Source organism: Rhodococcus sp. SORGH_AS_0301, from assembly GCF_030818285.1.
In the GTDB taxonomy this organism is placed as follows: domain Bacteria; phylum Actinomycetota; class Actinomycetes; order Mycobacteriales; family Mycobacteriaceae; genus Rhodococcoides.
Map to the genome: position 1 here is coordinate 3,112,917 of NZ_JAUTAC010000002.1, position 25,209 is coordinate 3,138,125.

Genomic DNA, 25,209 nt, shown 5'->3' on the forward strand with positions numbered 1-25,209 from the left:
AGTTTGCTCCTGTCGTCGTTCCGCGGGTACCCGATCGGCGTCAGGCCTACGCAGACCGGTCGATCGCTCGCTGTGCGGCTGCACAGCGCAGGCCGACCCGACGTGGAGTCACGCACCTGTCGCGGGACTCCTCGCCGGGCGACGCTGAGGGGACCGCGAACGACGACCCGTGAAGGACAGCGCATGGAATCGATGGCAGGCAAGGTCGTACTCATCACCGGCGGTGCGTCCGGGATCGGTCTCGAGACCGGACGCCGACTAGCGTCGCAGGGCGCGCACGTGGTGCTCGTGGACCGATCCGACATACCCGCATCGGTGATCGGGAGCCTGGACACCAGCGCTCACGGCCGGCACCTGGCCGTGACTGCCGACGTCACGGACACCGCGTCGCTCGAATCAGCTGTCGCACAAATTCTCTCGGAGTACGGGTGCCTCGACGTGGTGGTGGCCAATGCGGGCATCGCGGAGGCCGGCACCGTCGCCATCAGCGACGTCGAGACACTGACCCGCATCGTCGACATCAATCTGAACGGCGTCATCCGCACCGTGCACGCCACGTTGCCCGCCGTGACCGCACAGCGCGGCTTCTATCTGTTGGTCTCGTCCGCGGCCGCCCTGAAGACCGTGCCGGGCCAGTCCGCCTACGCGGCCGCCAAGACGGGTGTCGAGGCATTCGGCGGCGGACTGCGCCTCGAGGTGGCACACAAGGGCGTCGGCGTCGGGGTCGCGCATCCCGCATTCGTCCGGACTCCGATGTTCGAGTCGCAGCACAGCATCGAGTCGGTGCGGGCGAGCATCGAGGAACTGCCCTGGCCGTTCGATGTCGTCACCGACGTCGAGGACTGCGCCGACGCGTTCGTCGACGCCATCGTCCGGCGCCGCCGGAAGGTGTACGTGCCGGGCGCTCTGCGCGGCGTCGACAAGATCCGCGGTGTGTTCACCGGCTCGCTGTGGGACGCGATTCTCCGTCCGAAGATGCGGAAGACGGTTCCACTACTGGAGCGGGGGATCCTGGAGAGCCGAGCGCGCGCTGCGCTCACGCGTCAGTAGCCACCACGCGAGGACGAGATCGGCTGTCCGGTCGATGTCGAGGCCCGTCAGATCACCGAAACGCGCCACCCTGTTGCGCACGGTGTTGCGATGCACGTAGAGGGCGGCGGCGGTGTCGTCGACGCGCCGATCATGGTCGAGGTACGCCGCGACGGTGTCCAGAATCTCGCGACCCGCCTCGCCGCGTTCGGCCACCGTGGTCAGATGCGCGGACGCGAGTCGATCCGCGGCCTCCTCCCCCAGCGCGAGGAGAGGAAGCGGTCCGAGTGCGGCCAGGTCGACCACCCCAGTCCTCGCGAAGCGGGTGGCGAGGTCGAGTGCGTGCCGCGCCTGCCCGTACGACGCGCGCGCGTCCGTGGCCGGTCGAGCATCGCCCAGACCGACCGCCACCGAGGCCGCGAGGCGGTCCGGAACCACGGGCAGAAGGGCGACGAGACAGCTGTCGATGACCGCGTCCACCACGCCGAGATCATCGGTGCCGCAACGTAGTCGCAGCATCGACCGGATGTCCGACACGATCGACGAGTCGTTCCAGGTCACACAGGCAACGCTGTAGTGGTGATCGAGCGCGATACCGTGCTCACGGGCGTCCCGCTCGACGGACGCGGGCACGTACGACCCGTCGACGAGCTGCCGGATGAGATCCGCACGCCGGGTGGCACCCGTGACCGCTCGTTCCTGCATCACCGTGTTCACGGCGGCCGAGTACGACGTGGCCCACTCCCACATCATGTCCTGCATGTCGTCGATGACATCGGTCGACAACTGCTGCTCGACGGCGTTGCGCCGGATCATCTTGAACAGCTCGCGGGCACCGAGCTGGATGCTGTGTGCGACGAGTTCGAGGGGGATCCGCTGATCGGCCCACCGCCGGACCAGATCGGCGACGTCCCGCTCGTTCACGGCAGGTGCATCGCTGCGCACTCGCCACAGCACGATGTCCAGGACGGCACGCGTGTTGCGCTGCACCTCCTCGTGCGCCACCGAGTCGTACACCGGAATGCTTCTGCGGTACAACGACGTCAGGTCCGACGCGACGGCATCGAGTTCCTGCTCGGCGTCGGTGACGAGGGAGGCGATGCGCGCGGCGATCTCCCGCTCCCGCGGAGTACCCGTCCGGTCGCTCATCGCGCCTCCTCTTCCACCACCCTGCCTGTCCGGTTCACGAGCGTCGCACATCCCGAGCAGCGAGCGCACGAATCCGCGGAGCTGCTGCTCGACTCCGCGCAGTGAACGGTGCCGTCGGGAGCGCGGCACGGAGGACGAGGAGGACGCGGCCGGCTCTCGGGTACACCATGCGCGACGACCGCCGCTCCAGCGCGCGGACGATGTGCGGAACGATGTCGTCGACGGGGCTGACCGCACCGAACGGGCCGGGAAGGGCGGCGAGCAGGGCCGCGAACGCGGGCTGCGCCATCTTTCCCGTGACCATCGACGTGTCGATCCATCCCGGGTGCAGGGATCCGACACGCACTCCGGTGCCGCTGAGTTCCAGTCGAAGGGCGTTCGCGAACGCTTCCAGCCCCGCCTTCGCCGCGGCGTAGCCCGAGTGGCCGGGCTGATGAGCGAAGGACGCCCAGGAACACGTGAAGGCGATGTGGCCGCGCGAGACCAGAACAGCCGGGAGCGCGGCCCGCACGATGTTGTGGGCACCGATCAGGTTGATGTCGATCATGCGCTTCCACGCTCCGTCGGGCAGAAGGTCGAGCGGACCGTACTCCGACACACCGGCATTGGCCCACACGATGTCGACCCGCCCCCGCTCGGCGACGACGGTGTCTATCACTCGGCGGCAGGCATCGGCGTCCCGGACGTCGAGCACGTGGGTGTCGCACGGGCCCGTCAGCGACCGCGCGGTGCGGGTCAGACCGCCCTCGTCCACGTCGAGCAGGACGACGATCGCACCGAGGTCCGAGCACCGCCGCGCCGTCGCGGAACCGATGCCTCCGGCCGCGCCCGTGACGACGAGGACCTGGCCGTCGAGGCTGCTCACCATTCGACTCTCCCCTGTGACGTGGGCGGGAGGTCGACGACCGCCAGCGCGGATTCGGTGATGCTTCCGAGAATCAGTTGCGTGCCGCGTCGGACCACGCTGGTCACCATCGAGTACTCGGGAGATGCCGACTGCAGGTCGTGCACGACCGTGCCGCCGGAGTCGAGAGCGATCACCCACGTCGTGGACTCGCCCTGTCGCACACTCTCGGGGAGGCGGTACGCGAACCTCCGGACGATGCCGGGGAGCTGCGCGACCCGATCGTGCAGTGTGCTGCGCGGCGTCGCCAGGGCCACCCACAGAAGGTCACCGTCGACCGAGACGTTGTCGGGGAAGGCAGGCAGATTGTCGACGACGACATGCGGCGGTCCGGCGTGACCGTCGACGAGGGGGTACCGCAGTACGGCGAAGTCGCCTGTCGAGATCACGGTGACGGAATCCTCGTCGTCCGAGACCGCCAGCCCGTTGGCGAACTGGACACCGTCGACGAGCGTGCGCGCGGCGCCGTCGGGCGACACCACCGCCAGCCGGCCCGTGCCGGAGTGCTCGAGGAGATCGGCGAGGAAGTCGTGGAACCCGAACCGCCGGGTGGACACCGTGAAGTAGATGTTGCCCGACCGCCCCTGGACGATGTTCGACGCGAAGGTGATCGGTTCGCCGTCGAGTCGGTCGAGAAGGACGTCGACCACCCCGGTGCCGAGATCCACGCGGAGAACACCTCGTTCGGCATCGCACACCAGCAACGTGGCGTCGTCGACGACGGTGATGCCGAGCGGTCGACCTCCCGTGTGCGCGAGAGTCTCGACGCCGTGACCGGTGTCGTCGATGGTGACCCGGACGATGCGCCCGTCCTCCAGGCCGGTGAGTACCCGCCCCCGCGAGTCCAGCCTGACGTCCTCCGGCCCGCGGCCCGGTAGTTCGAGACGCCGGATCGACGCCACCGGCTCCCTGCTCGTCACCTGCCGTGCTCGGGCCGGCGCGCTCGGTGGAGTCCACCGGACCGGGCGTAGTCGCGGAGCCACCGTGGAAGTGGGTCGAACGGCCTCGCTCGGGTGCGCGTCGCCGGCGATCACGGCGGGCCACGGCACCGGCCGAACTCCACGGGGCACCGTGCCCCTCGCGCCGCAGCGGATACGCGGTGGTGCGCGGGCCGCCTGCACTGTCGGCCATCGCGGCCGGATCCACACGTCGGTCGTTCAGGCCGTACACCAGTGAGACCGGGACGGACAGTCTCGACAGTCGTTCTCTCAGCGGCGCTTCGGTCACGTAGTGGTCGATCGCCGTCGAGGACGCGCGGAACCGACGCAGTCCCGTCGCGACGAGGTCCCGCACCGCGAACTCGGGAACCGGACCACCGGGAGCGAACGCCGACGCGAGACCGGACCGGAGCCTGCGCTCGGGCAGCATCGTCCACACCGCGGCGCCGAGGACCGGCACACCGAGAACCATCTCGGAGACACCTCTGGCCGTCAGCCGACTCGCCGTGGTCGGCGGAGTCGCAACCAGCACCAGACGGGTCACGAGGCCCGGGAACTGCTCCGCCAGAGACGTGGCGACGAGTCCGCCGCGCGAGTGCCCCACCACGACAGCGGGACCGATGCCGGCGGCCCGGACCGCCCGGGCGATGTCGAGGGCGTCCTGCTCGATCGACGCGGTACCCGCGATCTCGGGCGCGAGCACCCTACCGGTGAGCAGCGGTCGAACGCGATCCCAGATCGCAGGCGACCCGCCGAGTCCGTGCAGGAGGACGACGGGCTCGCTCATCGCGGCACCGCGTTCGTGTGGACCGCGTGGTGCTTCTCGTCGAATCGCGCGGCACGGCGTCGATACCCGAGGATGCTGCCCGGCCAGAGGTTGCTGTTGCGGCCGGCGGGGTCGAGGTACCAACTCGAGCACCCACCGCTCGTCCACACCGTCCCGTCGGTGAGGTCGTCGATGTCGGTCGAGTACTCGGCCTGCGCCCGGGCGGTCGGCTCGATGGAACCGCGTGCGGTCATCGCACGACGCATCGCCTTCTCGATGTATGCGATCTGAGACTCGAACATCAGGATCACCGACGTGTGGCCGAGTGCGATGTTCGGTCCGTGCATCAGATAGAGATTCGGGAATCCCGCGACGGTCGTTCCCAGGTAGGCCCGCGGACTGTCGCCCCACGTGTCCGCCATCGATCGACCCGACCCGTCGAAGACACTGTCCGTCAGCGGAAGTCGACTGGTGTCGAACCCGGTGCCGAAGATGACGGCGTCCACCTCGTGCGCGGTGCCGTTCGTGTCGATCACTCCGGTGGGAGTCACCGTCGCCACGCCCGCCGTCTCGACGGACACGTTGGGTTGCGCCAGGGCCGGGTAGTACTCGTCGGACAACAGGATCCGCTTGCAGCCCATCCGATAGTCCGGTGTGAGTTTCTGCCGCAGAACAGGATCGCTCACGGCATGTGCGAGGTGCGCACGACCCTCGCGCTCCCCGATCGCCATCAACGCAGGGTGCCGGAAGGCCAGGAGCTTCACCTCCCGCTCGAGGTAGATGGCCGCGCGCGCAGCACGCTGGTATCCGGGAACCGACTTCAGCAGGGTCCGCGTGCGTGCGGAGATGGGCTTGTCGTCGCGCGGCATCACCCACGGTGCCGTGCGCTGGAACAGGGTCAGGGACTCCACCAGCGGTTGGATTCTCGGGACGAACTGGATCGCGGAGGCACCGGTACCGACGACGGCGACGCGCATACCCGTCAGATCCGTGTCGTGGTCCCACTGCGACGAGTGGAACATCGGACCTGCGAAGGACTCGATGCCGTCGACGGCGGGGAGAGAGGGGTCGGCGAGGGACCCCGTGGCGAGAACGACGTGATCCGCGGTCGACGTCCCGCGCGGCGTCTCGAGAGTCCATCGCGCCGCGCTCGCGTCCCAGGTGAGGGACGTGACCGGGCACTGCGTCCGGAGTCGCGGGAGCAACCCGTGGTCCCGCGCCACCCGGTCGAGGTACTCGCGGATCTCGGGCTGCCGTGCGTAGGTGTGACGCCACCGGTGGCTGGGAGCGAACGAGAACGAATAGAGGAGGCTCTGGACGTCGCACGCAGCACCCGGATAGTCGTTGTCGCGCCACACCCCGCCGAGCGTCGCCGCGCGCTCGAAGATGACGACGCTCCCCTGGTGCAACGGTGCCAGCCCGATCGCTGCTCCGACTCCCGCGAAACCCGAGCCGACGACCGCCAGCGTGTGGTGGTCGGAACTCGTGGTGGTCCCGGACGATGTCATCACTGACCCTCTTTCCCTGCGTGGTGGTGACGGGCGAACTCCGACCATTCCGCGATTGCTGTCGGGATGCGGTCGGGCAGCACGAACGTGCCGTCGAGAGCGAGGATCCGCGCCGGCGGCACCGACCCGCCGCCCCGATCGGTCAGTCGGACGGACACCACCGCGGTGGCATGGTCGACGTCGCGAATGTGGAAGACCTGCTCGAAGTACAGGTTCTTGGCATCGGTACCGATCAGACGGGTCCGCACGCGATACGCACGCGGGAAGGTCAGCGAGCGCCGGTAGGTGATGCTCTGCGCCGTGACGACGGGACTCCAGCCCCGCACGCGGAACTGGTGCCACAGACCGGTTCTCGCGTAGTACGCGATGCGGGCCGCGTCCAGAACGGACAGGTACCGGCCGTTGGTCATGTGCATCAGGATGTCGAGATCCGCCGGGAGTACGCGGAACCGTGTCTCGAGAGGATCACCCACTCGCGCCGTCCGTCCGAACGAGTGCATGCGGAGGACCCAGCGCAGCATCATGATCACGGGCCACTCCTCGCCGGACGACGGTATCGATCACTCGAGTGTGGCCTTCGGGAGCGTCGCGCACGATGGCTGTCGCGACACGGCGCCGCACGATGCGTTGTGCACGTGCCCACCGCCACGAGGGATGCGCGGCGTCAGTGCCCGGTGACCACGCCGAAGGCTCTCACCACGAGGTCCACGACGTCGTCGAGCGACAGGTCGTCGCGCTCGACGTACTCGTCGGCCGCCCGGTCGAGGAATCCCGTCCAGGCGACGACCGCCGTCTGCATCACCGGAGTCAGGGGCTGCCCCAGTCCGACGATGTCCGCCACCTGACGCGCGCCTGCCGCACGTGCCTCGCGGAGCGCCCGTTCGACGGCCGGATCGCCCAGCACGCCCTCGACGACGACGCGGACGTACAGCGTCCGATGGTTCTCCAGGAACTCGATGTGCCGTCGGACGAAACCGTCGAGGCGTTGCTCCGGAGTCTGCTCGTCCGCCCTCGGACTCTGTTGATGCACCAAGCGCGACAACACGTCTGCGAGCGCCGCAGCCACCAGGCCCTGCTTGTCGGTGAAGTAGTAGAACAGCAACCCGTGTGCCACGTCGGCCCGCCGGGAGATGGCGGCCGCGCTGATGTCCGCGTCGCCGCCCTCGCTCATGAGGGCGATGGCCGCATCGATGAGTGCCTGTCGACGATCCCGTCGCGGACGACGCGCGCCGTCGGGGGGGTTCGCGGACATGGCACCGAGGGTAGTGCACCCCGCCCTGCACCTCGAGCACGAGTCAATTTCTTGACTGACAGTCAAAGTGCTCGTAGCGTCGCGGTCACTTCCCCACGACGAGAGGCGACGATGAACGCGACGGGTGATCACACCGGCTCGGCCGGTCTCGGCAGGCACGGACCGGATCGCATCGCCCACTGGGTGGTGAAATCGACTCGCACCGACGAGATGGTGCGGTGGTACGGCACCGTCTTCGGGGCGCAGGTCGCGTATCAGGACGACGAGATCACGTTCCTGACCTGGGACGACGAGTCGCACCGCCTGGCGATCATCGCCGTGCCCCCGGTTCTGCGGCTTCTCTTCCCGCTCGCGAGGCTCAAGCGCAAGGTCTACGGCATCGACCACATCGCGCTGACCTTCACGTCCCTCGAACGGCTGCTCGAGAACTACGTGCGGTTGAAGCGCCAGGGCATCCGCCCGGTCTGGTCCATCAACCACGGCCCGACCATCTCCCTCTACTACGAGGATCCCGACGGCATCCGACTCGAGTTCCAGGTGGAGAACTTCGACCCGGATCACACCGCGGCGTTCTTCTACAGCGACGAGTTCGCCCGCAATCCGATCGGCGTGAACATCGACCCCGACTACCTGCTGAGCCGACTGCGCAACGGCGAGTCGCCGAAGGAGCTGCGGCGGCGGGAGGCCGGGACCAGGCCGGGCCGGCCGGTCGTGGCGAACAAGAAGACCATCTCGTTCCGTACCTTGTGATCCCTTCTCGAGAAAGCGAATCACCATGCCCGTGAACATTGTTCGCACTGCCGAGGGATGGTGGCGCCTGCACGGTGAGACCGCGGCCCGCATCGACACCACGGCCGACACCACCCGTGATCTGCTCGCCGATCGTGCGGCCGTCGAGAGCGCACACGGCGAGGACGCCGTCGCGGCGGATCTCGACGTCCTCTCGCCGATCACCGTACCGTGCCGCGTCGTGGCTCAGTTGCTCAACTACCGGTCGCACGCGCTGGACATCGGAGCCGACCCGGCAACGCTGTACCCCACGTTCTTCCGGAAATCGTCGGCCTCCATCAGCGGCCCCAACGATCCGATCCGCCAACCCGCCGACGTCGCCCTGCTGGATCACGAGATCGAGCTGGGCATCGTCATCGGGGCGGACGTCCCTGTCGGGACCACGGTCACGCAGGACACCCTGCCGCACTACGCCGCGGGGGTGGTCGTGGCCGACGACGTGTCGGCGCGCGAGATCCAGCTGACCCGCGTCCAGGTCTACGAGAGCAAGTCGTATCCCACCTTCACGCCACTCGGCCCGCGACTCGTCCTGTTCGACGCAGCAGACTGGGCGCGGCTCCCCGAGTTGCACATGACCCTGTCCGTCAACGGCGACGTCCGTCAGGATCAGACCATCGGCGATGACCTGATCACGCCACCCGCCGAGGCACTCACCCGCCTGTCTCGTTTCCAGTCCCTCTCCGCAGGAGACGTTCTCCTGACGGGCACGCCGGTCGGAACCGCCATCTCCGCCCCACCGAAGATCGTGCAGAAGATCGGCGAACTCCTTCCGCCGGCGGTCAAGTGGAAGATCTTCTTCGCTCGACAGGCGCGCAATCCCCATTACCTCTCCGTCGACGACGTCGTGACCGCCACCATCCGCACGGCCGACGGCACCATCGATCTCGGCACTCAGCGGACCGTCGTCCGATGACGACTCCGGTGGTGATCGTCGGCGCGGGACCGGCAGGCGCCACAGCCGCACTGCTGTTGGCTCGCAGGGGTATCCGCACCGTTGTCCTGGAGCGTCGAGCCACGCCGCTCTTCCATCCGGCCGCACACGTGATCAATGCCCGCACGCTCGAGATCTGGCACGAGTACAGCCCCGATCTCGCGTCGGTCATCGCGTCGATGTCGCCTCCGCACGACGAGGTGAACCTCATCAGTTGGTTCGGCGGCATCGGCGACGGCCCCATCGGGTCCATCGACCTGCTGTCCGATCCCGATCGGAAAGCAGTCGTCGAGAGCCAGAGCCCGTACATGGTCTCGCACATCGGACAGCACCTGCTCATGCCCGTGCTGTGGAACGCGCTGGACGAGGACCCGCTCATCGACTTCCGCCGCGGCGTCACGGTTCTGGATGTCGAGTCCACACCCGAGGTCGCCCGAGTGCGAACGCGCAGTGGAGATGACGACGGGGAGGTGACCGCTCGGTACGTCTTGGGGTGCGACGGGGCCAACAGCCCTGTTCGCGATGCCACTGGAATCGACCTCGACGGGCCGGTCCTGGCGAACATGGGCAGCGCGTTCTTCACCTCGCACACGCTGTTCCCGGACTACGCTCGTCCACTTCTGAGCTGGATCTACACGCCGGATCTGTGCGGCGTCCTGATCTCGCACGCCGATCACCGGTACATCCTCATGACGGCCTACCTGCACCCGGCCCAGGAGATCGCCGCGAACAGCCGCCAGTTCTGGGCCGACATGTTGCCGAAGGTGCTCGGTGACAGAGACTTCGAGCTGGAGTCGACCGGCACCTGGGTGATGACCTCGCAGACCGCGGACTCGTTCCGCCGCGGGCGGCTCCTGCTCCTCGGTGACGCTGCGCATCGGTTCCCGCACACCGGCGGCTTCGGCCTGAACTCCGGGGTGCAGGACGCGCACAATCTCGCGTGGAAGCTCGACGCGGTGCTGTCCGGCACTGCCTCTCCCACTCTGCTCGACACCTACGAGACGGAACGCCGACCGGTGGTGGAGAAGTTCGCGGAGCAGAGTGTGGCCAACCATTTCCGGCTCGACGACATCGGTGGACGCATCGGCATCACCAACAGGATGCTGGCGGTCGCGACCCGGGTCGCGGCGCGTGCACCGCTCGCGTCGCTCCCCGACCGGCTCGTCGCGCCGATGGCCACGGCGATGATGCGTCGGCAGATGCGTCGAGCGCGGCGACTGCATCCTCGGGCTCCGGGTTCGACGGCACTGCGCGGGCAGATCGCGGAGGCGTTGCCCGGTCAGATCGAACACTTCGTCTCCACCGGTCTGCAGTTCGGCTATCTGCACACGAGCGACCTCGTCGCCGACGACGACCCTGCAGTGCGGCCGCCCGAGGACGTGGTCGACTATCTCCCCACCACCTACCCCGGCGCCCGGCTTCCCCACGCGATGATCTCGACGCGCGGGCTCACCACGGGCATCCACGACGTACTCCACCGGACCTCGTTGACCCTCCTCGCCCTCGACGACGACGGGTGGGAGAACGAGCTCGGCACTCACCGCATCGTGGGCCCGGGCGTCGTGGTGGCCCCCGTCGACGCACCGGATCCCGCAGACCGACGTCGACTGATCGACCTGCTGGAGGTCGGCGAAAAGGGAGCCGTGCTGGTCCGCCCGGACGGGCACGTGGCCTGGCGTACGACCTCGCCGGCGTCGTCGGGTGTGGCCGAGTTGACGAGATTCCTCGAACGCTGGCGCCAGCACTATCCGATGCGGTGACAGCGGCATGTCGAGGGTTCCGCGCTCCGATTCCTTCGGCAGCACCGGAACCGACGGGGTTGACTGTGCCCATGACTGACACGAGGGTCGCCATCGTGACCGGCGGTGGACGCGGGATCGGACGGGCCATCAGCCTGGCCCTGGCCCGCGCCGGGTGGGACGTGGTGATCGGCTACCACTCCGACGCGGACTCGGCCGACGCCGTCGCAGCTGACGTCACAGCCCTCGGTCGCCGCGCGTTGTGCTGCGCGGTCGACATCGTCGACGAGGATTCCGTCGCCGCGTTCTTCGCGGCAGCGGAGACGTTCGGGCCGGTGACCGGGGTGGTGAACAACGCCGGCGCGGCCACCGCAGTGGGGCGGCTCGAGGACAACGACCTAGCGGCGATCCACCGGGACCTCGACGTCGACCTCTTCGGAGTGATCGTCTGCTGCAAGTTCGCGCAGGCAGCACTCATGAGACAGGGCGGTGGATCGATCGTCTCGATCTCGTCCGCGGCCGCGACGCTCGGAAGTCCGTCGAGGTACGTCCACTACGCGGCAGCGAAAGCCGGAGTCGACGCACTGACACTCGGACTGTCGAAAGAACTTGCCCCCGCGATCCGCGTGAACGCCGTGTCGCCCGGCACGATCTGGACCGACTTCCACCAGGAGCCGGACCGGCCCGCGCAGGTCGCCCCGACGGTGCCGCTCGGTCGAGCGGGCACCGTCGACGACATCGCGGGAGCCGTCGTCTGGCTCATGTCCGAGGACGCGAGTTACGTGACGGGTGCGGTGCTCCGGGTGGCCGGTGGACTGTGAACTACCTGCGGTGCGGACCCACCTTGTTCTCCGAGTTCTCGTAGTCCCCCCGGTAGAGGCGATTGCTGAACGGCTTCTCGTTCACGGGGATCTCGATGAGCCAGTCGTGCTCACGGATGTCACGCGGCCGATACGACCCCTTGAACGTCACGGTCACCGCGCCACCGCGTTCCGCAGCGGCCTCCTCGGTGGCCTCGCGACCGGTGTTGAACGTCTCGGCGAGGTCGCGACCGTCGTTGCCGACGATGATGGTCCCGTCGTGCACGAACTGGACGAAGGTGCCGTTCGTGGCCGCTGCGGTTCCGGCGACGGCCGACCCCAACTCCGGGTTCAGTTCGGCGACGAAGTCGGGGGTGCCCGGCGCGGCCTCGCGGTCGTCCGCTCGTACGTCCGCGTGGCGGGCCGGTGCGGGCGCGAGGGTGACGTACTGGCCGAGGGCACTGTGGCGTCCGCGATCGACGATGTCCCAGACGTGCGAACTCGAGGTGACCTTCACCCTCCCGTCGTGGAAGACGGTGACGCGGTCGGCGCCGTTGCTCAGAATCGTGCGCTTCGCGTTGGGGGGCATCCGGTAAGTATGCGCCCCGGGACCGTCCGCACTCACGCTCGGCTCCGAAGACATGGGCCGTGGTGAGGCCAGGCGCGATCAGTCGGCCGACGTGATGGTCACCGTCACCGTGCCACCGAGCGCACCGACCACGCCGACTCCCGACGGGTCCATGGTCCCGAGTACGACGATGCCGGGGAAGTAGCTCTGATCGCCGTAGTACAGAACGACGTCGTTCGACGGCGCGTAGTACCCGATGTCGCCGGGATCGGGATCCGCCCCTGCGGGAGACCCGTCCGTGCTCAGCACCGCCGGCAGCGGACCCGTCTTCTCCACGCCGCCGTGATCCGACATCTCCACCGTCACGGGCAGAAGTGCCGCGAGATCGCGGGCCGCCACACTGTCGTTCAGCGTTCCGATCACCGTGGTGCCCTCGACGTCGATCGCGATGCGCATCGTCTCTCCGTTCCGTTCTGCGGCGGTCGGCCGCGTGGTCGTCGGTGACGAGGCAGCCGCACCGACGGTGTCGCTCTCAGCCGAGCAGCCGGCGAGCAGAGAGACTGCGGACGCGAGGGCAATCGCTCCGCGGCGCGTCATCCACGCTCGTAGGTGGCCCGGAAGCCGTCGGCAGGATCGCTCGGTGTCGGAACGAGAGTGTCACCGTCCACCTCGTGAGCACGATGAAGGGTCTGCCCGATGAGATCGCGCGCCAGAGCCGACGCCACCGAGATCGTGAAGGTCCCCGAGGTTCCGTCGGACTCGGTCACGAGATCACCGTGGAACGACTCGTACCCCTGCAGGATCGAACGCCGAGCCCGGTCATGCGCCACTCCCCCACCAGCGGGCTCGCCTCCTCCGACGCCGTCCACGCCGCGCCCAGTGCGGGGCACAGCGACCGCCGGCGCGGCAATCACGAACGGTCTCTTCACGGTTGGTACCTCGTCACGTCGGAGGGTTGGTCTGGCCCCACCAACGCTAGAGACGTGATCGCACGCGAGGGAGTCCCTACGAGGGCACCCTTTGCGGTCTCCCGACGACACTCAGAAGTCGAGGCTGTCCACTCCGTCGGAGCCACCACGTACTCGCCGAATGTGCACCCGTCGAACGAGGCGGATGACAGGCCGGACGAGCAACTCGATGCTCCCGACAAGGAAGAAGACTGTTCCGAGCTCGGTGGTCGACTCACTGAAGAACAGCACACTGCCCGCGATGAACCACACCGCGATCGCGATGTCGTTGACGATGCTGACCACTTCCCACCGCTGACGGACGATCAACTCGTCGTGTCCGATGGTGAGTGTCAGCGTCTTCCCGCTGGTGTCGATACCCACGGTCGCCGATCAGGAGTCGGTGTTCGCATCCCCGGGGTGCGGCACGTTCTCCTCGTCGACGTACGCGGTGTGCTCGGTGTCCTGCTCGTGCTCGCGCGGTCCGTCGTTGCTTCCGGCGGCGGGCACGGCGTCCGCAGCATCACTGGGCATCGTCATCGCGGGGTCCTGCTCTCTGATCGGTGGTCGGGTCACGCCCTGAATGCCCCGCGCCCCGATTCCGCAACCCTCAGGCGGGTGTGCCGTCGCCGACCAGATCACCCATGTCGAGCACGAACCGGTAGCGCACGTCTCCGGCCTCGAGGCGATCGAGAGCGATGCCGACGAGGGCCGACGGCAGCACCTCCACCTGCGCGGTGATGCCGTGGTCGCCGCAGAAGTCGAGCATCTCCTGCGTGTGCCGGCGACCACCGCTGCCGGACGAGCTCACCGATGTGCGACCGACCAGGAGATCCACCGTCTCGATCGAGACCGAGCCGAGGTGGCCCACCAGACAGAGGGTTCCGTCGAGCGCCAGGCTCGCGAGGTACGGCTGCGGATCGTGAGCGACCGGGATGCAGTCGACGACGAGATCCAGTCCGCCCTGCACCGCCGCCATCGCGGCGTCGTCGGTCGACAGTACGGTGTGGTGAGCACCCAGTTCCCGCGCCTCCTCCGCCTTGGCCGACGAGGTGGTGAACACGGTGACCTCGGCGCCCAGCGCCGCCGCGAATCGCACGGCGAGATGACCGAGGCCACCGATTCCGGCAACACCGACACGAGAGCCGGGACCGATGTTCCAGCGGCGCAACGGCTCCCACACCGTGATGCCCGCGCACATCAGGGGAGCGACCGCGGCCGCATCGAGGCCTTTCGGCCGGTGGTAGACGAACCGATCCCGCACGACGTACTCCGCCGAGAAGGCTCCTGCCGTCGTCGATCCGTCGACGCGGTCCCGCCCGCCGTAGGTGAGGGTGGGGAACTCACGGCAGTAGTTCTCCTGCCCCGCAGCGCACATGTCGCACACGTCGCACGAGTCGACGATGTTGCCGACGGCCACGGGGTCCCCAGGGGCGAAGTCCGTGACGCCGCTGCCCACGTCGAGCACCGTTCCGACGAACTCGTGGCCCGGGGTGAGCGGGAAGGACCCCGCGTCGTCCCGGAGCGCGTGCAGATCGGAATGGCACACACCGCAGTGGCTCACGAGCACGGCGACGTCGTCGGCCCGCAGGTCCCGTCGCTCCACCGAGTCCCGGATCAACGGGGCTCCGGGTGCGGATGCGCTGTAGGCGGCCACGGTTCTCACTGGATGTCCCTTCGACGTGGACCGGTCGGTGGCAACCAACTGGTTAGTTGGAAGCGTAACTGAGAACGATCGAAGTGACCAACCGGTTGGTCACTGCGTAGGCTCGACCCATGGGTGACGCCGCCGAGACGAGACGACGAATACTCCGTGCAGGGACGGCCGAGTTCGCCGAGCACGGCATCGCGGGGGCGCGCGTCGACCGCATCGCTGCGAACGCCGCCATCAACAAGTCGCAGATCTATGCGTACTTCGGCAGCAAACAGGCACTGTTCGACGCGGTCTTCGACAACCGGGTGGACGTCGACATGGCGGACATGCCGCTCGACGCGGACGATCTGCCCGGATACGTGGCGGCCCTGTACGACATGTATCTGAACGATCCCGAGCTGGTGCGCCTGCTCACGTGGGCGCGGTTGGAGCGGACTCCGATCGGCCCGCTGTTCGCACACCGCGAGGATGCGAGTCGTGTCGAGCTGGACGCCATCCGGGACGCACAGAAGCGGGGCGTTCTCGTCGACGACCTCTCGGCGGAGGATCTCTGGTCGATGCTGGTGTCCCTCGCCGCCACGTGGGCGCAGTCTGCGATCGTCCACACCGCACACGCGGGTGAGAGCGCGTCCAATCACGACCGACGACGGGCAGCACTGGCCGCGACGGCGCGGAGAGCTTTTCGCGCGATCTGAGCCGGCGGGGTACCTGTCAGCCGAAGACCGTCTGCCGCTCGGTGTGCGTGAACGTGAAGATGGTGGCGCCGAAGCTGAACACCGCGGCGAGCAGAAGCACCTGGGGGCCCGTGATGACCACACCGACGAATGCGCCGATCGCACCACCGAGCGAGAACGACCCCAGCAGCATGAGGTAGCAGAGCCAGTCGTAGCGGGTTCCGCCACCGCACAGATGGCGTTCGATTCCCTGCCCCAGCTTGACCAGCGTTCCGGTGACGTAACTCAACGGAATATAGGTCTCTTCCTTCTTGGTGAAGGCGGTGTTCAATGCACCGAGCGCGAAAGCGATGAGAAGGATCGGATAGAAGTTGACGTCGGCGGACGACCAACCGGACAGAGCGATATCGATCGATCCCGCTGCCGCGAGCGCGATCGTCGTCACCACGGTGGCACCGTGCGGATGGTTCGACCAGTACTTCCGCCGGCAGATCGATGCGATGACGACACCGAGCAGGAACGATCCCATCAAAGCGAGTGCAGCCCAGGGAGATGCGCCGGGCGCCACCTCCTTGCCGGCGGGTTCCCCGAAATGACCCACAACCGCACGTTCGGTATTTCCCGTCATGAAGGTGACGAAGTATCCCGCGGAATGCAGAAATGCGACCGCGCCGACCATCCCGGCGAGGCCGGACAGAATCCAGGACAACCGGGCTTCCGGGCCCACTGCGGTGTCACGACTGATCGCCATAGGAGAGGTCATACCTGTCATTCTCCGGACGAAATGTGCTCGGACGACTCCGTGAGGCGTGTATCACAAAACAATAAATGCGCGTAACACCAGTGAAACGTGGTGAGTCACAACAGCCTTCCTCGAAGACTGGAACACCACCGAAGGATTGAGGGTGGTCAGATGCGGGGCACCCGTGCTGCGTGGGCGGCAGTTCCGCCCCACGCCTGAGGAGGCCCCATGTATCTGCACGTACAGAAGCTGATTCACGACATCGTTCCCGACGAGCCCGATCCCGCCGCAGCGAACGCACTGCAGGAGGGTCTCGGTGGCCAGTTCGGCGAGATGCGCACGATGATGCAGTACCTGTTCCAGTCGATGAACTTCCGCGGTGCCGCGGCCAAGCCCTACCGGGACCTGATCCAGGGCATCGGTACCGAGGAGATCAGTCACGTCGAACTCATCGGCACCACCATCTCTCGCCTGCTCGACGGGTCGCCGCGATACCAGGGCAAGCAGAACGATCCGCTCGACACACCGGGCGCGGGCGGCGCCGTGCCGCTGAACATCGCCCTGTCCGAGGGCAACATCCACCATTACCTCGTCGGTGCTCAGGGCGCGATGCCCGTCGACTCGGTGGGCAACCCGTGGAGCGGCAGTTACGTCTACAACTCGGGCAACCTCGTGCTCGATCTGCTGTACAACCTGATGCTCGAATCGACGGGCCGCCTGCAGAAGTGCCGCATGTACGAGATGACCGACAACAAGACCGCCCGGTCCACCATCTCCTACCTCATCGTTCGGGACCAGGCGCACGAGAACGGCTACGCGAAGGCACTCGAGACACTGGGTGTCGACTGGAAGAAGACGCTGCCCATTCCGAAGACGAACGCCGAGCAGTTCCCCGAGGTGAAGAAGCTCGTGGAGATGGGCCTGCAGAGCAAGCAGTACACCTTCGACCTCACCGGCGCGTCCGAGGCGGGCCGTATCTACCAGGGCATGTCGCCGTCGAAGGACGGAACGGATCTCGACGCGAGCGAACAGGCGCCGGCGGGTGCACCCCTCGACATCGCGCCCGAGCGACCGGAGGAGTTCGCACCCGGGCTCGATCCGGAGCTCATGGAGCTGATCCAGCAGACCGCAGAGATGGAGATGGCCGACATCGACGCCACGTTCGGCGAACTCGGGAAGTGATCTGACAGTTCACCACACCATGCGTCGCAACAACCTGACAGCCTTCTTCATCCCGTAGGCCACGACGGTCCTGCGACCGTCGTCGTGCGTCCACTCGAGGAGAGCCGAGCCGTCCTTCACCGATCCCTCCAACACGGTGGGTGCACCGACGAGAGGCAGCGGACCGACGACCTTGATGGACAATCCCAGTACCTCGGTCCAGAAGTAGTCGTCCGTCGGTGCGCACCGGGCCGGCACATCCAACACCGATGCCGCGGCGACCCTGCCCTGCGCGATCGCAGTGGACCAGAACGGGGTACGGCGAACCCGGCCGTTCTCGTCCGAGCCACGAGTGACGTCTCCCGCAGCGAACACTCCCGCCACCGCCGTCGCACAGCGGTCGTCGATGTCCACGCCGCCGCCGTCACCGATCCCGCTGCCGTCGAGCCAGTGCGTGCCGGGGACCTCACCGACACAGCTGACCACGAGATCGGCCGTCGACTCGATGCCGTCGATCCGGACCCCACCCACCGGATCGCCGATCAACTCGACAGGCCGGTCCACCCGGCGAACGTCGACCGAGCGTGCAGCCGCCCGTGCGGTGATCGCCTCGGACAGGAACGGGCCGAGTATGCGGTGCAGCGGTGGGTCCACGTCGACCACGGTGACCGCGATGTCACGGGATGCGCAGGCACTGACCACCTCCATGCCCAGGAACCCTGCGCCGACGACGATCGCGGACGTCGCCGCGTCCAACCGGTTCCGCAGCAATCTCGCGTCGGCGAGGCTGCGCACCACGATCTCACCGTTCTGCTCGGGCGCTGCGAGTCGGCGTGCATCCGCGCCCGTCGCCACGATGAGGGCGTCGTACGGAACGTCCGCACCGTCCGACAGGGCGATCGTTCTCCGCTCGACATCGACTCCGGTCGCTTCCGCGGTGACGGACGTCAGATTCAGGTCGGACAGATCCCAGGCATCGGACGCGCCGATGCCCTCCGCGAGAACGCGTTTGGACAGCGGCGGCCGGGCATAGCAGCCGTCGGGATCGCATCCGATCATGGTGATCGGACCGTCGTGCCCCAGCGCGCGGAGTTCACGTGCGGCGGTACATCCGGCGATGGAATCACCGACGATCACCACCCGGCGTGCGGCACCGCTCACGCGCGCTCACGCAGCGCCGCGACCGGACAGACACTCACGGCGGATCGAGCACCGGGCACCAACTCGTCCGGGACGTCCGCGCCGTCGTAGGCATGGTGCAGCTCGCCCTCGTCGTCGAGGCTGAACACCTCCGGCGCCTGCTCTGCGCAGATGCCGTGTCCCTCGCATCGATCCCAGTCGACATCGACGATCATGACGATCTCCTCTCTGCTGCGACCAACCTCAGTGGGAGGCGGTCGAATCGGTGGATGACGTTGTTCACCGCACGCGACGGTGTGCCCGTGAGTTCGATGCGCTCGACGCGCTCGGCCAGGACCCGCAGGATCGTGGACGCTTCGAGGCGAGCGAGACCCTGGCCGGCGCACCCGTGCACTCCCGATCCGAATCCGAGTTGGCGCGACGCGTCCCGGGTGATGTCGAACGAGTCCGGGTCGTGCCATTCACGCGGATCACGGTTCGCCGAGGCGTACAGCACCAGTACCCGGGCGTCCCGCGGGATCACCACACCGCCGATCACCTCCTGTCGCACGGCCCGGCGCGAGAACGCACGGATGGGCGACTCGTACCGCACCACCTCGTTGATCGCGTTGGGAATCAGAGCTGGATCCTCGCGAACCGCCTGCCATTGATCCGGGTGCTTCGAGAAGAGATGGAGTGCACCGGAGATGGCGCCGATGGTCGTGTCGAGGGACGGACCGAGATAATCGATCATCAGCGCCGGGCACTGCGACTTCTCGATGCGGCCCTCGTCGGCAGCGGCGAGGACATCCGCGCCCATGCTGCCCGGCAGCACCGACCGTTCCTCGACCACGCGTCGGGAGTAGGCCATCATCTCCGTCGCTGCTCTGGTCGCCGCCACGGAGTGCCGGTTCAGTGGACCGAGCGCATCGAATGTCGCTCCGGCCCAGCGCAACAACTCGTCGCGGCCATCTTCGGGCCAGCCGACGAGATCAGGCACGATCGAGGTGGGTAGCGCCGTGGCGAGGTCGTCGACCCCGTCGACCCACCGCTTCGCGATCGCCGCGTCGACGATGTGCTCGGCCTTCTCCTGCACCGACGAGGCCATCTTCCGGACGGCCTTCGGAGTGAGCCGATGCGCGAGCACCGAACGCTTCAGGGTGTGGTCGTCGCCGTCACTGTTCAGGGTCGTACCCCGACCGAGCCTGTTGGCGACGGGGTTCAGGGCGACTCCATCGCCGGAGATGAACGTCGCGTCGTCGAGCAGTACCTGTTTGCACTCCGCGTAGCGCGTGATCGCGTACACCTTCTGACGAGACAGCCACACGACCGGACCCAGCGCACGCATCTCTGCGTAGTGCGGGTACGGATCGAGGATGGCGGCGGTGGAGTAGATGTCCTGCGTGTACCGCGGGATCGCCGTGTCAGTTCTCATCGGCACGTCCGATCTGATTCGGGGGGAACGGATGTGGAGAAGGGGGTATGAGCGTGTGCAGGGCGGACAGGGACCGCGCGGTCGCCATCACGGTCCGGTCGGGACGGACCAGGGCCGCGGACACACGTCCGCCACGCAACCATCTGCCGTGGTCGGACCCGGGGCTGACCAGCAGGATCTCCGCGCCACGGCGCGTGATCTCCTGACGCTGAGCGGGTTCGGGCACCACGGCGGTGACCACCGTGAACCGATACGGGGCGACGGCATCGAAGCGCACGCCGCGCTCCGTCGGTGCGTTCGGACACAACGTTCCCTCGAGCCGACGCGGCGACATCGACCCCCGTCGCACGAACGCCGACGGATGCAGGCGCGGGGTCGCGCTGTCCGTGACGAGGGAACTCAGACCGGGAACGCGCGTGAGCACCGGAAAGGCCCGGCGCCGCAGGCCGGCGACACGTTCGCCGCCGCCGTTCATCGCCCAGCCCACGGCGACGGCCTGGCGGATCATGGCCCGCGCGTGCGGCACTCGTTCCTGCTCGTACGTGTCGAGTGCCTGCTCGGAAAGGGTGCCGCGCAACACACCGGCCACCTTCCACGTGAGGTTGTAGGCGTCTCGCAGTCCGGCACCCATGCCCTGACCGATGAAGGGCGGTGTCAGATGCGCGGCGTCTCCCAGCAGGAAGACCCGTCGATCACGCCACCGGTCCGCGATCTGGGCACGGAAGGTGTACTCCGTGACCCGTACCAGCTCGAGATCGGCGTTCGGAGCGCCGCGTAGCCACGGATCGAGCAGGGGTGTGAGCGAGTCGAGATCCGAGTAGTCGTCGACGGTCTCGTGTTGCAGCAGCTCGAACTCCCACCGGTAGCGAGTGGCGCCGATGCGCATGAATGTTCCCGCGCGGTGTGGATCGCAGAGCTGATGCACCCCGTCCCACAGGCCGGGGTCGACGGGACTCGACGCGTCGACCACCAGCCACCGCTGTTCGGGCGCGAGAGTCCGCATCGTCGTTCCGAGCGCGGCCCGCACCGCGCTGTTCGCACCGTCGCACCCGAGCACCACGTCCGCCGTGACGGCGCTGCGTTCGCCCGTGGCGACGTCCTGGACGATCACCTGCACGTGGTCCCTCATCGTGGCCACGTCGGTGATCTCCACGCCGCCGCGAAACTGCACGTGAGGATTCCGCGTCATCGCCGATCGCAGGATGCGCTCGAGCTCCGGTTGGTCGAACATGTTGGCCGGAGGGAAGCCGTGGGGACGGGAATCGGGATCACGCTCGAACTCGGCGATGGTGTCCATGGCGGGGTCCACCAGGCGCAGGCCGCGTCCGGGGCGGGAGATCTCGGTGAACGCCTCCGCGACGCCGAGGTCACCGAGGATGCGGTGGACCTCGTCGTCGAGGTGGACGGCACGCGGCTGCGGGAAGATGTCCTCCCACCGGTCGAGTACGAGGCACTCGATGCCGTGCCGACCGAGCAGTGAGGCTGCCACCATTCCGGTGGGTCCCGCGCCGACGACGACGGCCGGGTGGTGCGTCACGCGTACCGCACCGTCGTACGCTGCATCCCCAGGTCGAGCATCGCGTCGTCGGTGGCGATGGTCACCTCCACGACGTCACCGTCCTGCAGGTAGGCCGGGTTGCTCGCCTGACGCTTGAAGAAGGTCTTCCACTTCACGGCCGGCGGCAGCAGAGCGCCGATGATCTCGATGGGCTTCGGTGGCGCCTTCAGGGCCGTGCCTCCCGGAGTGCCGGTCAGGATCAGGTCGCCCGGGTCGACGCGCTGGAACCCCGTCAGGGTCCGCAGCGCTTCCGTGGGTCGGTAGATCATGTCTCGCACCGTACTGTTCTGCCGGATCTCCCCGTTGACGCGCAGCATCAACCGCAGTTGCTCGAAACGATCGAGGTCGCCGTCCTCGAGAACCAGGAGGACGGGGCCGACGGGGGTGAAGGTCGGGTACGACTTCGCCTCGTAGAACTGGGTCTTGGGCAGCTGGACGTCGCGGGCCGACACGTCGTTGGTGATCACCAGTGCCGCGATGTGGCGGGCGACCGTCGTGTCGTCGATCGTCGATCCGACGGGAAGGGTCGTCCCCACCACGAGCCCGATCTCCACCTCGTAGTCGAGCAGGGTGACATGGGCCGGCCGGACGATGTCGGCGGTCGGTCCGCTGATCGACCCCGACGACTTCCGGAAGAAAGTCAGTGGCACCGTCTCCGGATTCATACCGGAATCCTTCACGTGCGACACGTAATTGGTCATCTGTGCCACCACTCGACACGGCGCGGTGACGGGCGAGACGAGCTCCAGCGATGCCACGGGGACGGTCTCGCCACCGGCCGCGGCAGCATCGACGGCCGACCGGTCTGCGAGCAGGTCCGCGGTGGTGGTCGCTGTGGTGTCCACCCGAACGGCACCCTCGCGGGTCTGCACCCACCATCCGTCGGCGGTGCGGAGAACGGCGATGCTCATGTCGAGGCTACTTTCATCAGGCCGAGAAGGCGTTCGGAGTCGAATTCGTTGTCGCTGCGCAGTCCGGTGAGGATGGATCGCAGTTCCGACAGGGACCGCTTGTTCGGTGCGATCCCCAGGAAGTCCTTGCTCGCGGGTGGTCCCCACTGCGCGAGACCGGACGCCGTCATCGGCGCCCAGCCCGGTTCGAGCGTGGAGTCGAAGCGGTCACCGTCGCTGAAGTGCTCGACGAGGAAGCCGTCCGGGTCGCGCCAGTAGTCGAAGATCTGACTGCCCTGGATATGCCGACCGATCCCCCACGAGTGCCGGTAGCCGCGCTCGGTGAGATAGCGGCTCCCCGCACCGATGGCGTCGATATCGCACACCTGGTACGCCGAGTGGACGTAGCGGTCCGACGGCCCCAGCGTCATCGCGAGCGTGTGGTGGTCGGTCGGTTCGGACCCCCGGTCGCAGCGGATGAAACTCATGACCGGTCCGCGGTGACGTTGCCCGTCGTAGTAGAGGAAATCGCTGACGATCAGGCCCAGGTGTTCGAGGTACCAGGTCAGATTCTCGAGATAACGCGTGCGCTGCAGCACCACGTGACCGAGCCGCTCCACGAGGGCGGGCTCGTGCGGTGGCCGCTGCGTGGCATTGGTGCGCGTGATCCCCGCGTCGTCGAGCGCCCCGAAGTTGTAGTCGTGGGTGCGCTGACCCGGCAGTGGGCGACCGTCGTCGAGATCGGCGACCACCCGCACCGGCTGGCCGCTCGGATCCGTCACGGTCACCCCGATCCCCCCGATCGACTCGGGCAGCCGCTCGACGCGATGACCCGTCGCGCGGGCGAGGCGCAGCACGTCGGCGGACTCGGCGGCACGGAAGGCTGCACCGACGTAGGACGTCCGGCGCCCCTTGCGGATGATGACGCACGGCGCTCCGTCAGCCAGCCCGCGCAGATGCAACTCGTCGCCGGTCCGCACGGTGACTCCGAAGCCGAATGCTTCCGCGAACGTCTGCGCGCGGTCCAGGTCGGGCTTGCGGAACTCGAGCCAGGCGATGTCCTGGACCTTGATCACCGGGTTCATCGCACGACCGGGATGCTCACCCGGCAACGCACCCTGATCGACGTGCATCCCCTGATGCCCGTCGACGTCGCGAGTTCGGTGCGCGTGGTCGATCGTCATGGCCGCTCCTGAAGTAGATGATCACATCGTCACTCATGATCGGATCGCCCGTCAAGATTTTCTGATGAAATCATCACAAGTTGGTGTTCGAGTGGGAAGCACGGAGCTCGAGCGCTGACTCGTGTGCAGTGATCCGCGGTATCCGCGGATCACTGCACGCAGGTGGCTCGGGAGCGAGAGGTTCCCTGTCAGGGTCTCGTTGCGCCGCGAGGACGTCGATAGCGTCGACGACCGTGCCTTCCACCACCGAACGTCGACCGCTGCCCTTCCTCGTCTCCGTCCTGGCGATGGGCACGTTCCTCATGGGCACGTCCGAGTTCGTCGTGGCCGGGTTGCTGCCCGACATCGCCGGCGACCTGGCCATCGGGATCTCCGAGGCGGGTCTCCTGGTCACGGCATTCGCGATCGGCATGATCGCCACGCCGGCGGTGGCGGTGGCGGTGCTGCGAGTTCCCGAGCGCACGACGCTGCTGCTCTCGCTCGCCGTGTTCGCCGCCGGACATGTCGTCGTGGCACTCACCGACGAGCTCTCCGTCGTCCTCGTCGCCCGCTTCGTGACCGCGCTGGTGACGGGGGCGTTCTGGTCGATCGCAGCGTCCGTCGGTGCTCGAGTGTCCGGCCCGGACGACGCCGCGCGTGCCATCGGCATGGTCCTCAGCGGCGGCATCCTGGCGACCGTCATCGGCGTGCCCCTCGGGTCCGTCGCCGGTCAGCTCGTCGGGTGGCGCGGCCCGTTCTGGATCCTCGCCGGGCTGGCGCTGCTCGCGACCGTTCCCGTCGCTCGCATCGTTCCCGGCGGTCGCTCCGCCTCGACCACCGTCCCGCTGCGAGAGCAGACGGCGGCGCTGATGTCGCGGCGCCTGTGGGTGGTCATGGCTGCCTGCGTACTCGTCACCTCGGCCGTGATGTCCACCTACTCGTTCATCGCCCCGCTGCTGACGGAGCGCGCGGGCCTGTCCGCCGAACTCCTCCCGGTGGGTCTCGCGATCTTCGGCGTCGGGGCCGTCACCGGCACACTCGGCAGTGGCCGGCTCGCGGGCCGCGCGCCGTACGGGACTGCTCTGGGCGGTGGCATCGCCGTCGTGGCAGCACTCGCCCTGCTCGGCGCGGTGTCGGACCACGCCGCACCGGCGATCGCACTTCTCGCGATCGCCGGTCTCGCCGGTCTCGGCATGAACCCGGTCCTCATGTCGATGGCCGTCAGGTTCGCCGAGGGCGCACCCACCCTGGCCACGTCGCTGTGCACGTCCATGTTCAACCTCGGCACCGCGATGGGGAGTGCGGTCACCGCGCGGGCAATCGGCGTGTTCGGCCCGGCCTCGATCCCGGTCGTCGGCGCAGCGTTCGCCGCCGCGCTGCTCGTTCCGCTGGCTACCCTCGTGATCATGGCCAGGCCCGGACACGGCCACCGCGCCGGCACCACCCCGCAGCACGACGCACTGGTGTCCTGACTTCCACTCGATCAGAGGAGC

At 67.8% G+C, this 25,209-nt stretch carries 27 protein-coding genes and 1 pseudogene; 8 read left to right on the forward strand and 20 right to left on the reverse strand.

Annotation, left to right across the window (positions count from 1 at the left end; all coding sequences use genetic code 11):
• Positions 1 to 183: 183 nt before the first annotated feature.
• The gene (locus QE397_RS15290; RefSeq protein WP_307095688.1) at positions 184 to 1,050 is read left to right on the forward strand and encodes a short-chain dehydrogenase/reductase; all 867 of its coding nucleotides are present in this window, start codon (positions 184 to 186) and stop codon (positions 1,048 to 1,050) included.
• On the opposite strand, the gene QE397_RS15295 is transcribed toward QE397_RS15290, so the two are convergent.
• The 7 genes and pseudogenes from QE397_RS15295 to QE397_RS15320 all read right to left on the reverse strand — a co-directional run bounded on the left by QE397_RS15295 (position 994) and on the right by QE397_RS15320 (position 7,546).
• Positions 994 to 2,178: a CdaR family transcriptional regulator gene (locus QE397_RS15295; protein ID WP_307095690.1), complete on the reverse strand. Its 1,185-nt coding sequence runs from the start codon at positions 2,176 to 2,178 to the stop codon at positions 994 to 996. The two genes, QE397_RS15290 and QE397_RS15295, sit on opposite strands and share 57 nt — an antisense overlap.
• Before the next feature lie 34 nt (positions 2,179 to 2,212).
• Positions 2,213 to 3,043, reverse strand: coding sequence for an SDR family NAD(P)-dependent oxidoreductase (locus QE397_RS15300; RefSeq protein WP_307095692.1), 831 nt, complete (start codon positions 3,041 to 3,043; stop codon positions 2,213 to 2,215).
• Positions 3,040 to 4,002, reverse strand: a complete 963-nt coding sequence (locus QE397_RS15305) for an SMP-30/gluconolactonase/LRE family protein (protein ID WP_307095694.1) — start codon at positions 4,000 to 4,002, stop codon at positions 3,040 to 3,042. Before QE397_RS15305 ends, QE397_RS15300 begins: the two co-directional genes overlap by 4 nt.
• 127 nt (positions 4,003 to 4,129) lie before the next feature.
• Positions 4,130 to 4,807, reverse strand: a pseudogene (locus tag QE397_RS21820) (alpha/beta fold hydrolase); the annotation flags it as partial.
• Complete coding sequence (locus QE397_RS15310) at positions 4,804 to 6,294, reverse strand: NAD(P)/FAD-dependent oxidoreductase (RefSeq protein WP_307095696.1); 1,491 nt, start codon at positions 6,292 to 6,294, stop codon at positions 4,804 to 4,806. The gene QE397_RS15310 and the pseudogene QE397_RS21820, both read right to left, overlap by 4 nt.
• Complete coding sequence (locus tag QE397_RS15315; RefSeq protein WP_307097579.1) at positions 6,294 to 6,818, reverse strand: thioesterase family protein; 525 nt, start codon at positions 6,816 to 6,818, stop codon at positions 6,294 to 6,296. Before QE397_RS15315 ends, QE397_RS15310 begins: the two co-directional genes overlap by 1 nt.
• A 140-nt stretch (positions 6,819 to 6,958) precedes the next feature.
• A complete protein-coding gene (locus QE397_RS15320) occupies positions 6,959 to 7,546 on the reverse strand; it encodes a TetR/AcrR family transcriptional regulator (RefSeq protein ID WP_307095698.1) in 588 nt (195 codons plus the stop codon).
• 111 nt (positions 7,547 to 7,657) lie between these two features.
• Here QE397_RS15320 and QE397_RS15325 point away from each other — a divergent pair, with 111 nt between their 5' ends.
• The 4 genes from QE397_RS15325 (at position 7,658) to QE397_RS15340 (ending at position 11,826) form a co-directional block, all read left to right on the forward strand.
• Complete coding sequence (locus tag QE397_RS15325) at positions 7,658 to 8,296, forward strand: VOC family protein (RefSeq protein ID WP_222639689.1); 639 nt, start codon at positions 7,658 to 7,660, stop codon at positions 8,294 to 8,296.
• 25 nt (positions 8,297 to 8,321) lie between these two features.
• On the forward strand, positions 8,322 to 9,248 hold the full coding sequence (locus tag QE397_RS15330; protein ID WP_307095700.1) for a fumarylacetoacetate hydrolase family protein: 927 nt from the start codon (positions 8,322 to 8,324) through the stop codon (positions 9,246 to 9,248).
• On the forward strand, positions 9,245 to 11,026 hold the full coding sequence (locus QE397_RS15335) for an FAD-dependent monooxygenase (RefSeq protein ID WP_307095702.1): 1,782 nt from the start codon (positions 9,245 to 9,247) through the stop codon (positions 11,024 to 11,026). Before QE397_RS15330 ends, QE397_RS15335 begins: the two co-directional genes overlap by 4 nt.
• 71 nt (positions 11,027 to 11,097) lie before the next feature.
• Positions 11,098 to 11,826, forward strand: coding sequence for an SDR family NAD(P)-dependent oxidoreductase (locus QE397_RS15340; RefSeq protein WP_027504368.1), 729 nt, complete (start codon positions 11,098 to 11,100; stop codon positions 11,824 to 11,826).
• Position 11,827: 1 nt separating this feature from the next.
• On the opposite strand, the gene QE397_RS15345 is transcribed toward QE397_RS15340, so the two are convergent.
• The 6 genes from QE397_RS15345 to QE397_RS15370 form a co-directional block, all read right to left on the reverse strand.
• A complete protein-coding gene (locus QE397_RS15345) occupies positions 11,828 to 12,394 on the reverse strand; it encodes a hypothetical protein (RefSeq protein WP_027504369.1) in 567 nt (188 codons plus the stop codon).
• 78 nt (positions 12,395 to 12,472) lie between these two features.
• Entirely contained in the window at positions 12,473 to 12,829 is a 357-nt protein-coding gene (locus QE397_RS15350; RefSeq protein WP_307095706.1) for a cyclophilin-like fold protein, read from the reverse strand.
• A 137-nt stretch (positions 12,830 to 12,966) separates the two neighbouring features.
• The gene (locus QE397_RS15355; RefSeq protein ID WP_307095708.1) at positions 12,967 to 13,140 is read right to left on the reverse strand and encodes a hypothetical protein; all 174 of its coding nucleotides are present in this window, start codon (positions 13,138 to 13,140) and stop codon (positions 12,967 to 12,969) included.
• 273 nt (positions 13,141 to 13,413) lie between these two features.
• Entirely contained in the window at positions 13,414 to 13,704 is a 291-nt protein-coding gene (locus QE397_RS15360; protein ID WP_307095710.1) for a YrhK family protein, read from the reverse strand.
• A 9-nt stretch (positions 13,705 to 13,713) separates the two neighbouring features.
• A complete protein-coding gene (locus QE397_RS15365) occupies positions 13,714 to 13,860 on the reverse strand; it encodes a hypothetical protein (protein ID WP_197027715.1) in 147 nt (48 codons plus the stop codon).
• 70 nt (positions 13,861 to 13,930) lie between these two features.
• Positions 13,931 to 14,986 carry an NAD(P)-dependent alcohol dehydrogenase gene (locus QE397_RS15370; protein WP_307095713.1) on the reverse strand — a complete coding sequence of 352 codons (1,056 nt, stop codon included), beginning with the start codon at positions 14,984 to 14,986 and terminating at the stop codon, positions 13,931 to 13,933.
• 110 nt (positions 14,987 to 15,096) lie between these two features.
• Here QE397_RS15370 and QE397_RS15375 point away from each other — a divergent pair, with 110 nt between their 5' ends.
• Complete coding sequence (locus QE397_RS15375; protein ID WP_307095714.1) at positions 15,097 to 15,669, forward strand: TetR family transcriptional regulator; 573 nt, start codon at positions 15,097 to 15,099, stop codon at positions 15,667 to 15,669.
• Positions 15,670 to 15,685: 16 nt separating this feature from the next.
• Here the strand turns inward: QE397_RS15375 and QE397_RS15380 are convergent, their stop codons facing one another.
• A complete protein-coding gene (locus QE397_RS15380; protein ID WP_307095716.1) occupies positions 15,686 to 16,411 on the reverse strand; it encodes a YoaK family protein in 726 nt (241 codons plus the stop codon).
• A gap of 207 nt (positions 16,412 to 16,618) precedes the next feature.
• Between QE397_RS15380 and QE397_RS15385 the strand changes: the two genes are divergently transcribed.
• Positions 16,619 to 17,572 (forward strand): manganese catalase family protein, encoded by a 954-nt coding sequence (locus QE397_RS15385; RefSeq protein WP_027504374.1) that lies wholly within the window; start codon positions 16,619 to 16,621, stop codon positions 17,570 to 17,572.
• Between the two features lie 9 nt (positions 17,573 to 17,581).
• Here the strand turns inward: QE397_RS15385 and QE397_RS15390 are convergent, their stop codons facing one another.
• Genes QE397_RS15390 through QE397_RS15415 form a run of 6 tightly spaced genes read right to left on the reverse strand, consistent with a single transcriptional unit; the run spans position 17,582 to position 23,737 of the window.
• The gene (locus QE397_RS15390) at positions 17,582 to 18,712 is read right to left on the reverse strand and encodes an NAD(P)/FAD-dependent oxidoreductase (RefSeq protein WP_307095719.1); all 1,131 of its coding nucleotides are present in this window, start codon (positions 18,710 to 18,712) and stop codon (positions 17,582 to 17,584) included.
• Entirely contained in the window at positions 18,709 to 18,906 is a 198-nt protein-coding gene (locus tag QE397_RS15395) for a ferredoxin (protein WP_027504376.1), read from the reverse strand. The genes QE397_RS15390 and QE397_RS15395 overlap by 4 nt, the downstream gene beginning before the upstream one ends.
• Positions 18,903 to 20,105: a cytochrome P450 gene (locus QE397_RS15400; RefSeq protein WP_307095721.1), complete on the reverse strand. Its 1,203-nt coding sequence runs from the start codon at positions 20,103 to 20,105 to the stop codon at positions 18,903 to 18,905. Before QE397_RS15400 ends, QE397_RS15395 begins: the two co-directional genes overlap by 4 nt.
• Positions 20,095 to 21,642 (reverse strand): bifunctional 3-(3-hydroxy-phenyl)propionate/3-hydroxycinnamic acid hydroxylase, encoded by a 1,548-nt coding sequence (locus QE397_RS15405; RefSeq protein WP_307095723.1) that lies wholly within the window; start codon positions 21,640 to 21,642, stop codon positions 20,095 to 20,097. Before QE397_RS15405 ends, QE397_RS15400 begins: the two co-directional genes overlap by 11 nt.
• Positions 21,639 to 22,574: a fumarylacetoacetate hydrolase family protein gene (locus tag QE397_RS15410; protein ID WP_027504379.1), complete on the reverse strand. Its 936-nt coding sequence runs from the start codon at positions 22,572 to 22,574 to the stop codon at positions 21,639 to 21,641. Before QE397_RS15410 ends, QE397_RS15405 begins: the two co-directional genes overlap by 4 nt.
• Positions 22,571 to 23,737: a VOC family protein gene (locus QE397_RS15415; protein WP_307095726.1), complete on the reverse strand. Its 1,167-nt coding sequence runs from the start codon at positions 23,735 to 23,737 to the stop codon at positions 22,571 to 22,573. Before QE397_RS15415 ends, QE397_RS15410 begins: the two co-directional genes overlap by 4 nt.
• A gap of 233 nt (positions 23,738 to 23,970) precedes the next feature.
• Between QE397_RS15415 and QE397_RS15420 the strand changes: the two genes are divergently transcribed.
• Positions 23,971 to 25,188 carry an MFS transporter gene (locus tag QE397_RS15420; protein ID WP_307095728.1) on the forward strand — a complete coding sequence of 406 codons (1,218 nt, stop codon included), beginning with the start codon at positions 23,971 to 23,973 and terminating at the stop codon, positions 25,186 to 25,188.
• The last annotated feature ends 21 nt before the right edge of the window (positions 25,189 to 25,209 follow it).

Bases quoted from the DNA above. Each gene is read 5' to 3' on its own strand.
- QE397_RS15290 (WP_307095688.1), top strand. From the start codon at position 184: ATGGAATCGATGGCAGGCAAGGTCGTACTCATCACCGGCGGTGCGTCC.
- QE397_RS15295 (WP_307095690.1), bottom strand. From the start codon at position 2,178: ATGAGCGACCGGACGGGTACTCCGCGGGAGCGGGAGATCGCCGCGCGC.
- QE397_RS15310 (WP_307095696.1), bottom strand. From the start codon at position 6,294: ATGACATCGTCCGGGACCACCACGAGTTCCGACCACCACACGCTGGCG.
- QE397_RS15315 (WP_307097579.1), bottom strand. From the start codon at position 6,818: ATGATGCTGCGCTGGGTCCTCCGCATGCACTCGTTCGGACGGACGGCG.
- QE397_RS15320 (WP_307095698.1), bottom strand. From the start codon at position 7,546: ATGTCCGCGAACCCCCCCGACGGCGCGCGTCGTCCGCGACGGGATCGT.
- QE397_RS15325 (WP_222639689.1), top strand. From the start codon at position 7,658: ATGAACGCGACGGGTGATCACACCGGCTCGGCCGGTCTCGGCAGGCAC.
- QE397_RS15330 (WP_307095700.1), top strand. From the start codon at position 8,322: ATGCCCGTGAACATTGTTCGCACTGCCGAGGGATGGTGGCGCCTGCAC.
- QE397_RS15335 (WP_307095702.1), top strand. From the start codon at position 9,245: ATGACGACTCCGGTGGTGATCGTCGGCGCGGGACCGGCAGGCGCCACA.
- QE397_RS15340 (WP_027504368.1), top strand. From the start codon at position 11,098: ATGACTGACACGAGGGTCGCCATCGTGACCGGCGGTGGACGCGGGATC.
- QE397_RS15345 (WP_027504369.1), bottom strand. From the start codon at position 12,394: ATGCCCCCCAACGCGAAGCGCACGATTCTGAGCAACGGCGCCGACCGC.
- QE397_RS15350 (WP_307095706.1), bottom strand. From the start codon at position 12,829: ATGCGCATCGCGATCGACGTCGAGGGCACCACGGTGATCGGAACGCTG.
- QE397_RS15365 (WP_197027715.1), bottom strand. From the start codon at position 13,860: ATGACGATGCCCAGTGATGCTGCGGACGCCGTGCCCGCCGCCGGAAGC.
- QE397_RS15375 (WP_307095714.1), top strand. From the start codon at position 15,097: ATGGGTGACGCCGCCGAGACGAGACGACGAATACTCCGTGCAGGGACG.
- QE397_RS15380 (WP_307095716.1), bottom strand. From the start codon at position 16,411: ATGACCTCTCCTATGGCGATCAGTCGTGACACCGCAGTGGGCCCGGAA.
- QE397_RS15385 (WP_027504374.1), top strand. From the start codon at position 16,619: ATGTATCTGCACGTACAGAAGCTGATTCACGACATCGTTCCCGACGAG.
- QE397_RS15395 (WP_027504376.1), bottom strand. From the start codon at position 18,906: ATGATCGTCGATGTCGACTGGGATCGATGCGAGGGACACGGCATCTGC.
- QE397_RS15400 (WP_307095721.1), bottom strand. From the start codon at position 20,105: ATGAGAACTGACACGGCGATCCCGCGGTACACGCAGGACATCTACTCC.
- QE397_RS15410 (WP_027504379.1), bottom strand. From the start codon at position 22,574: ATGAGCATCGCCGTTCTCCGCACCGCCGACGGATGGTGGGTGCAGACC.
- QE397_RS15415 (WP_307095726.1), bottom strand. From the start codon at position 23,737: ATGACGATCGACCACGCGCACCGAACTCGCGACGTCGACGGGCATCAG.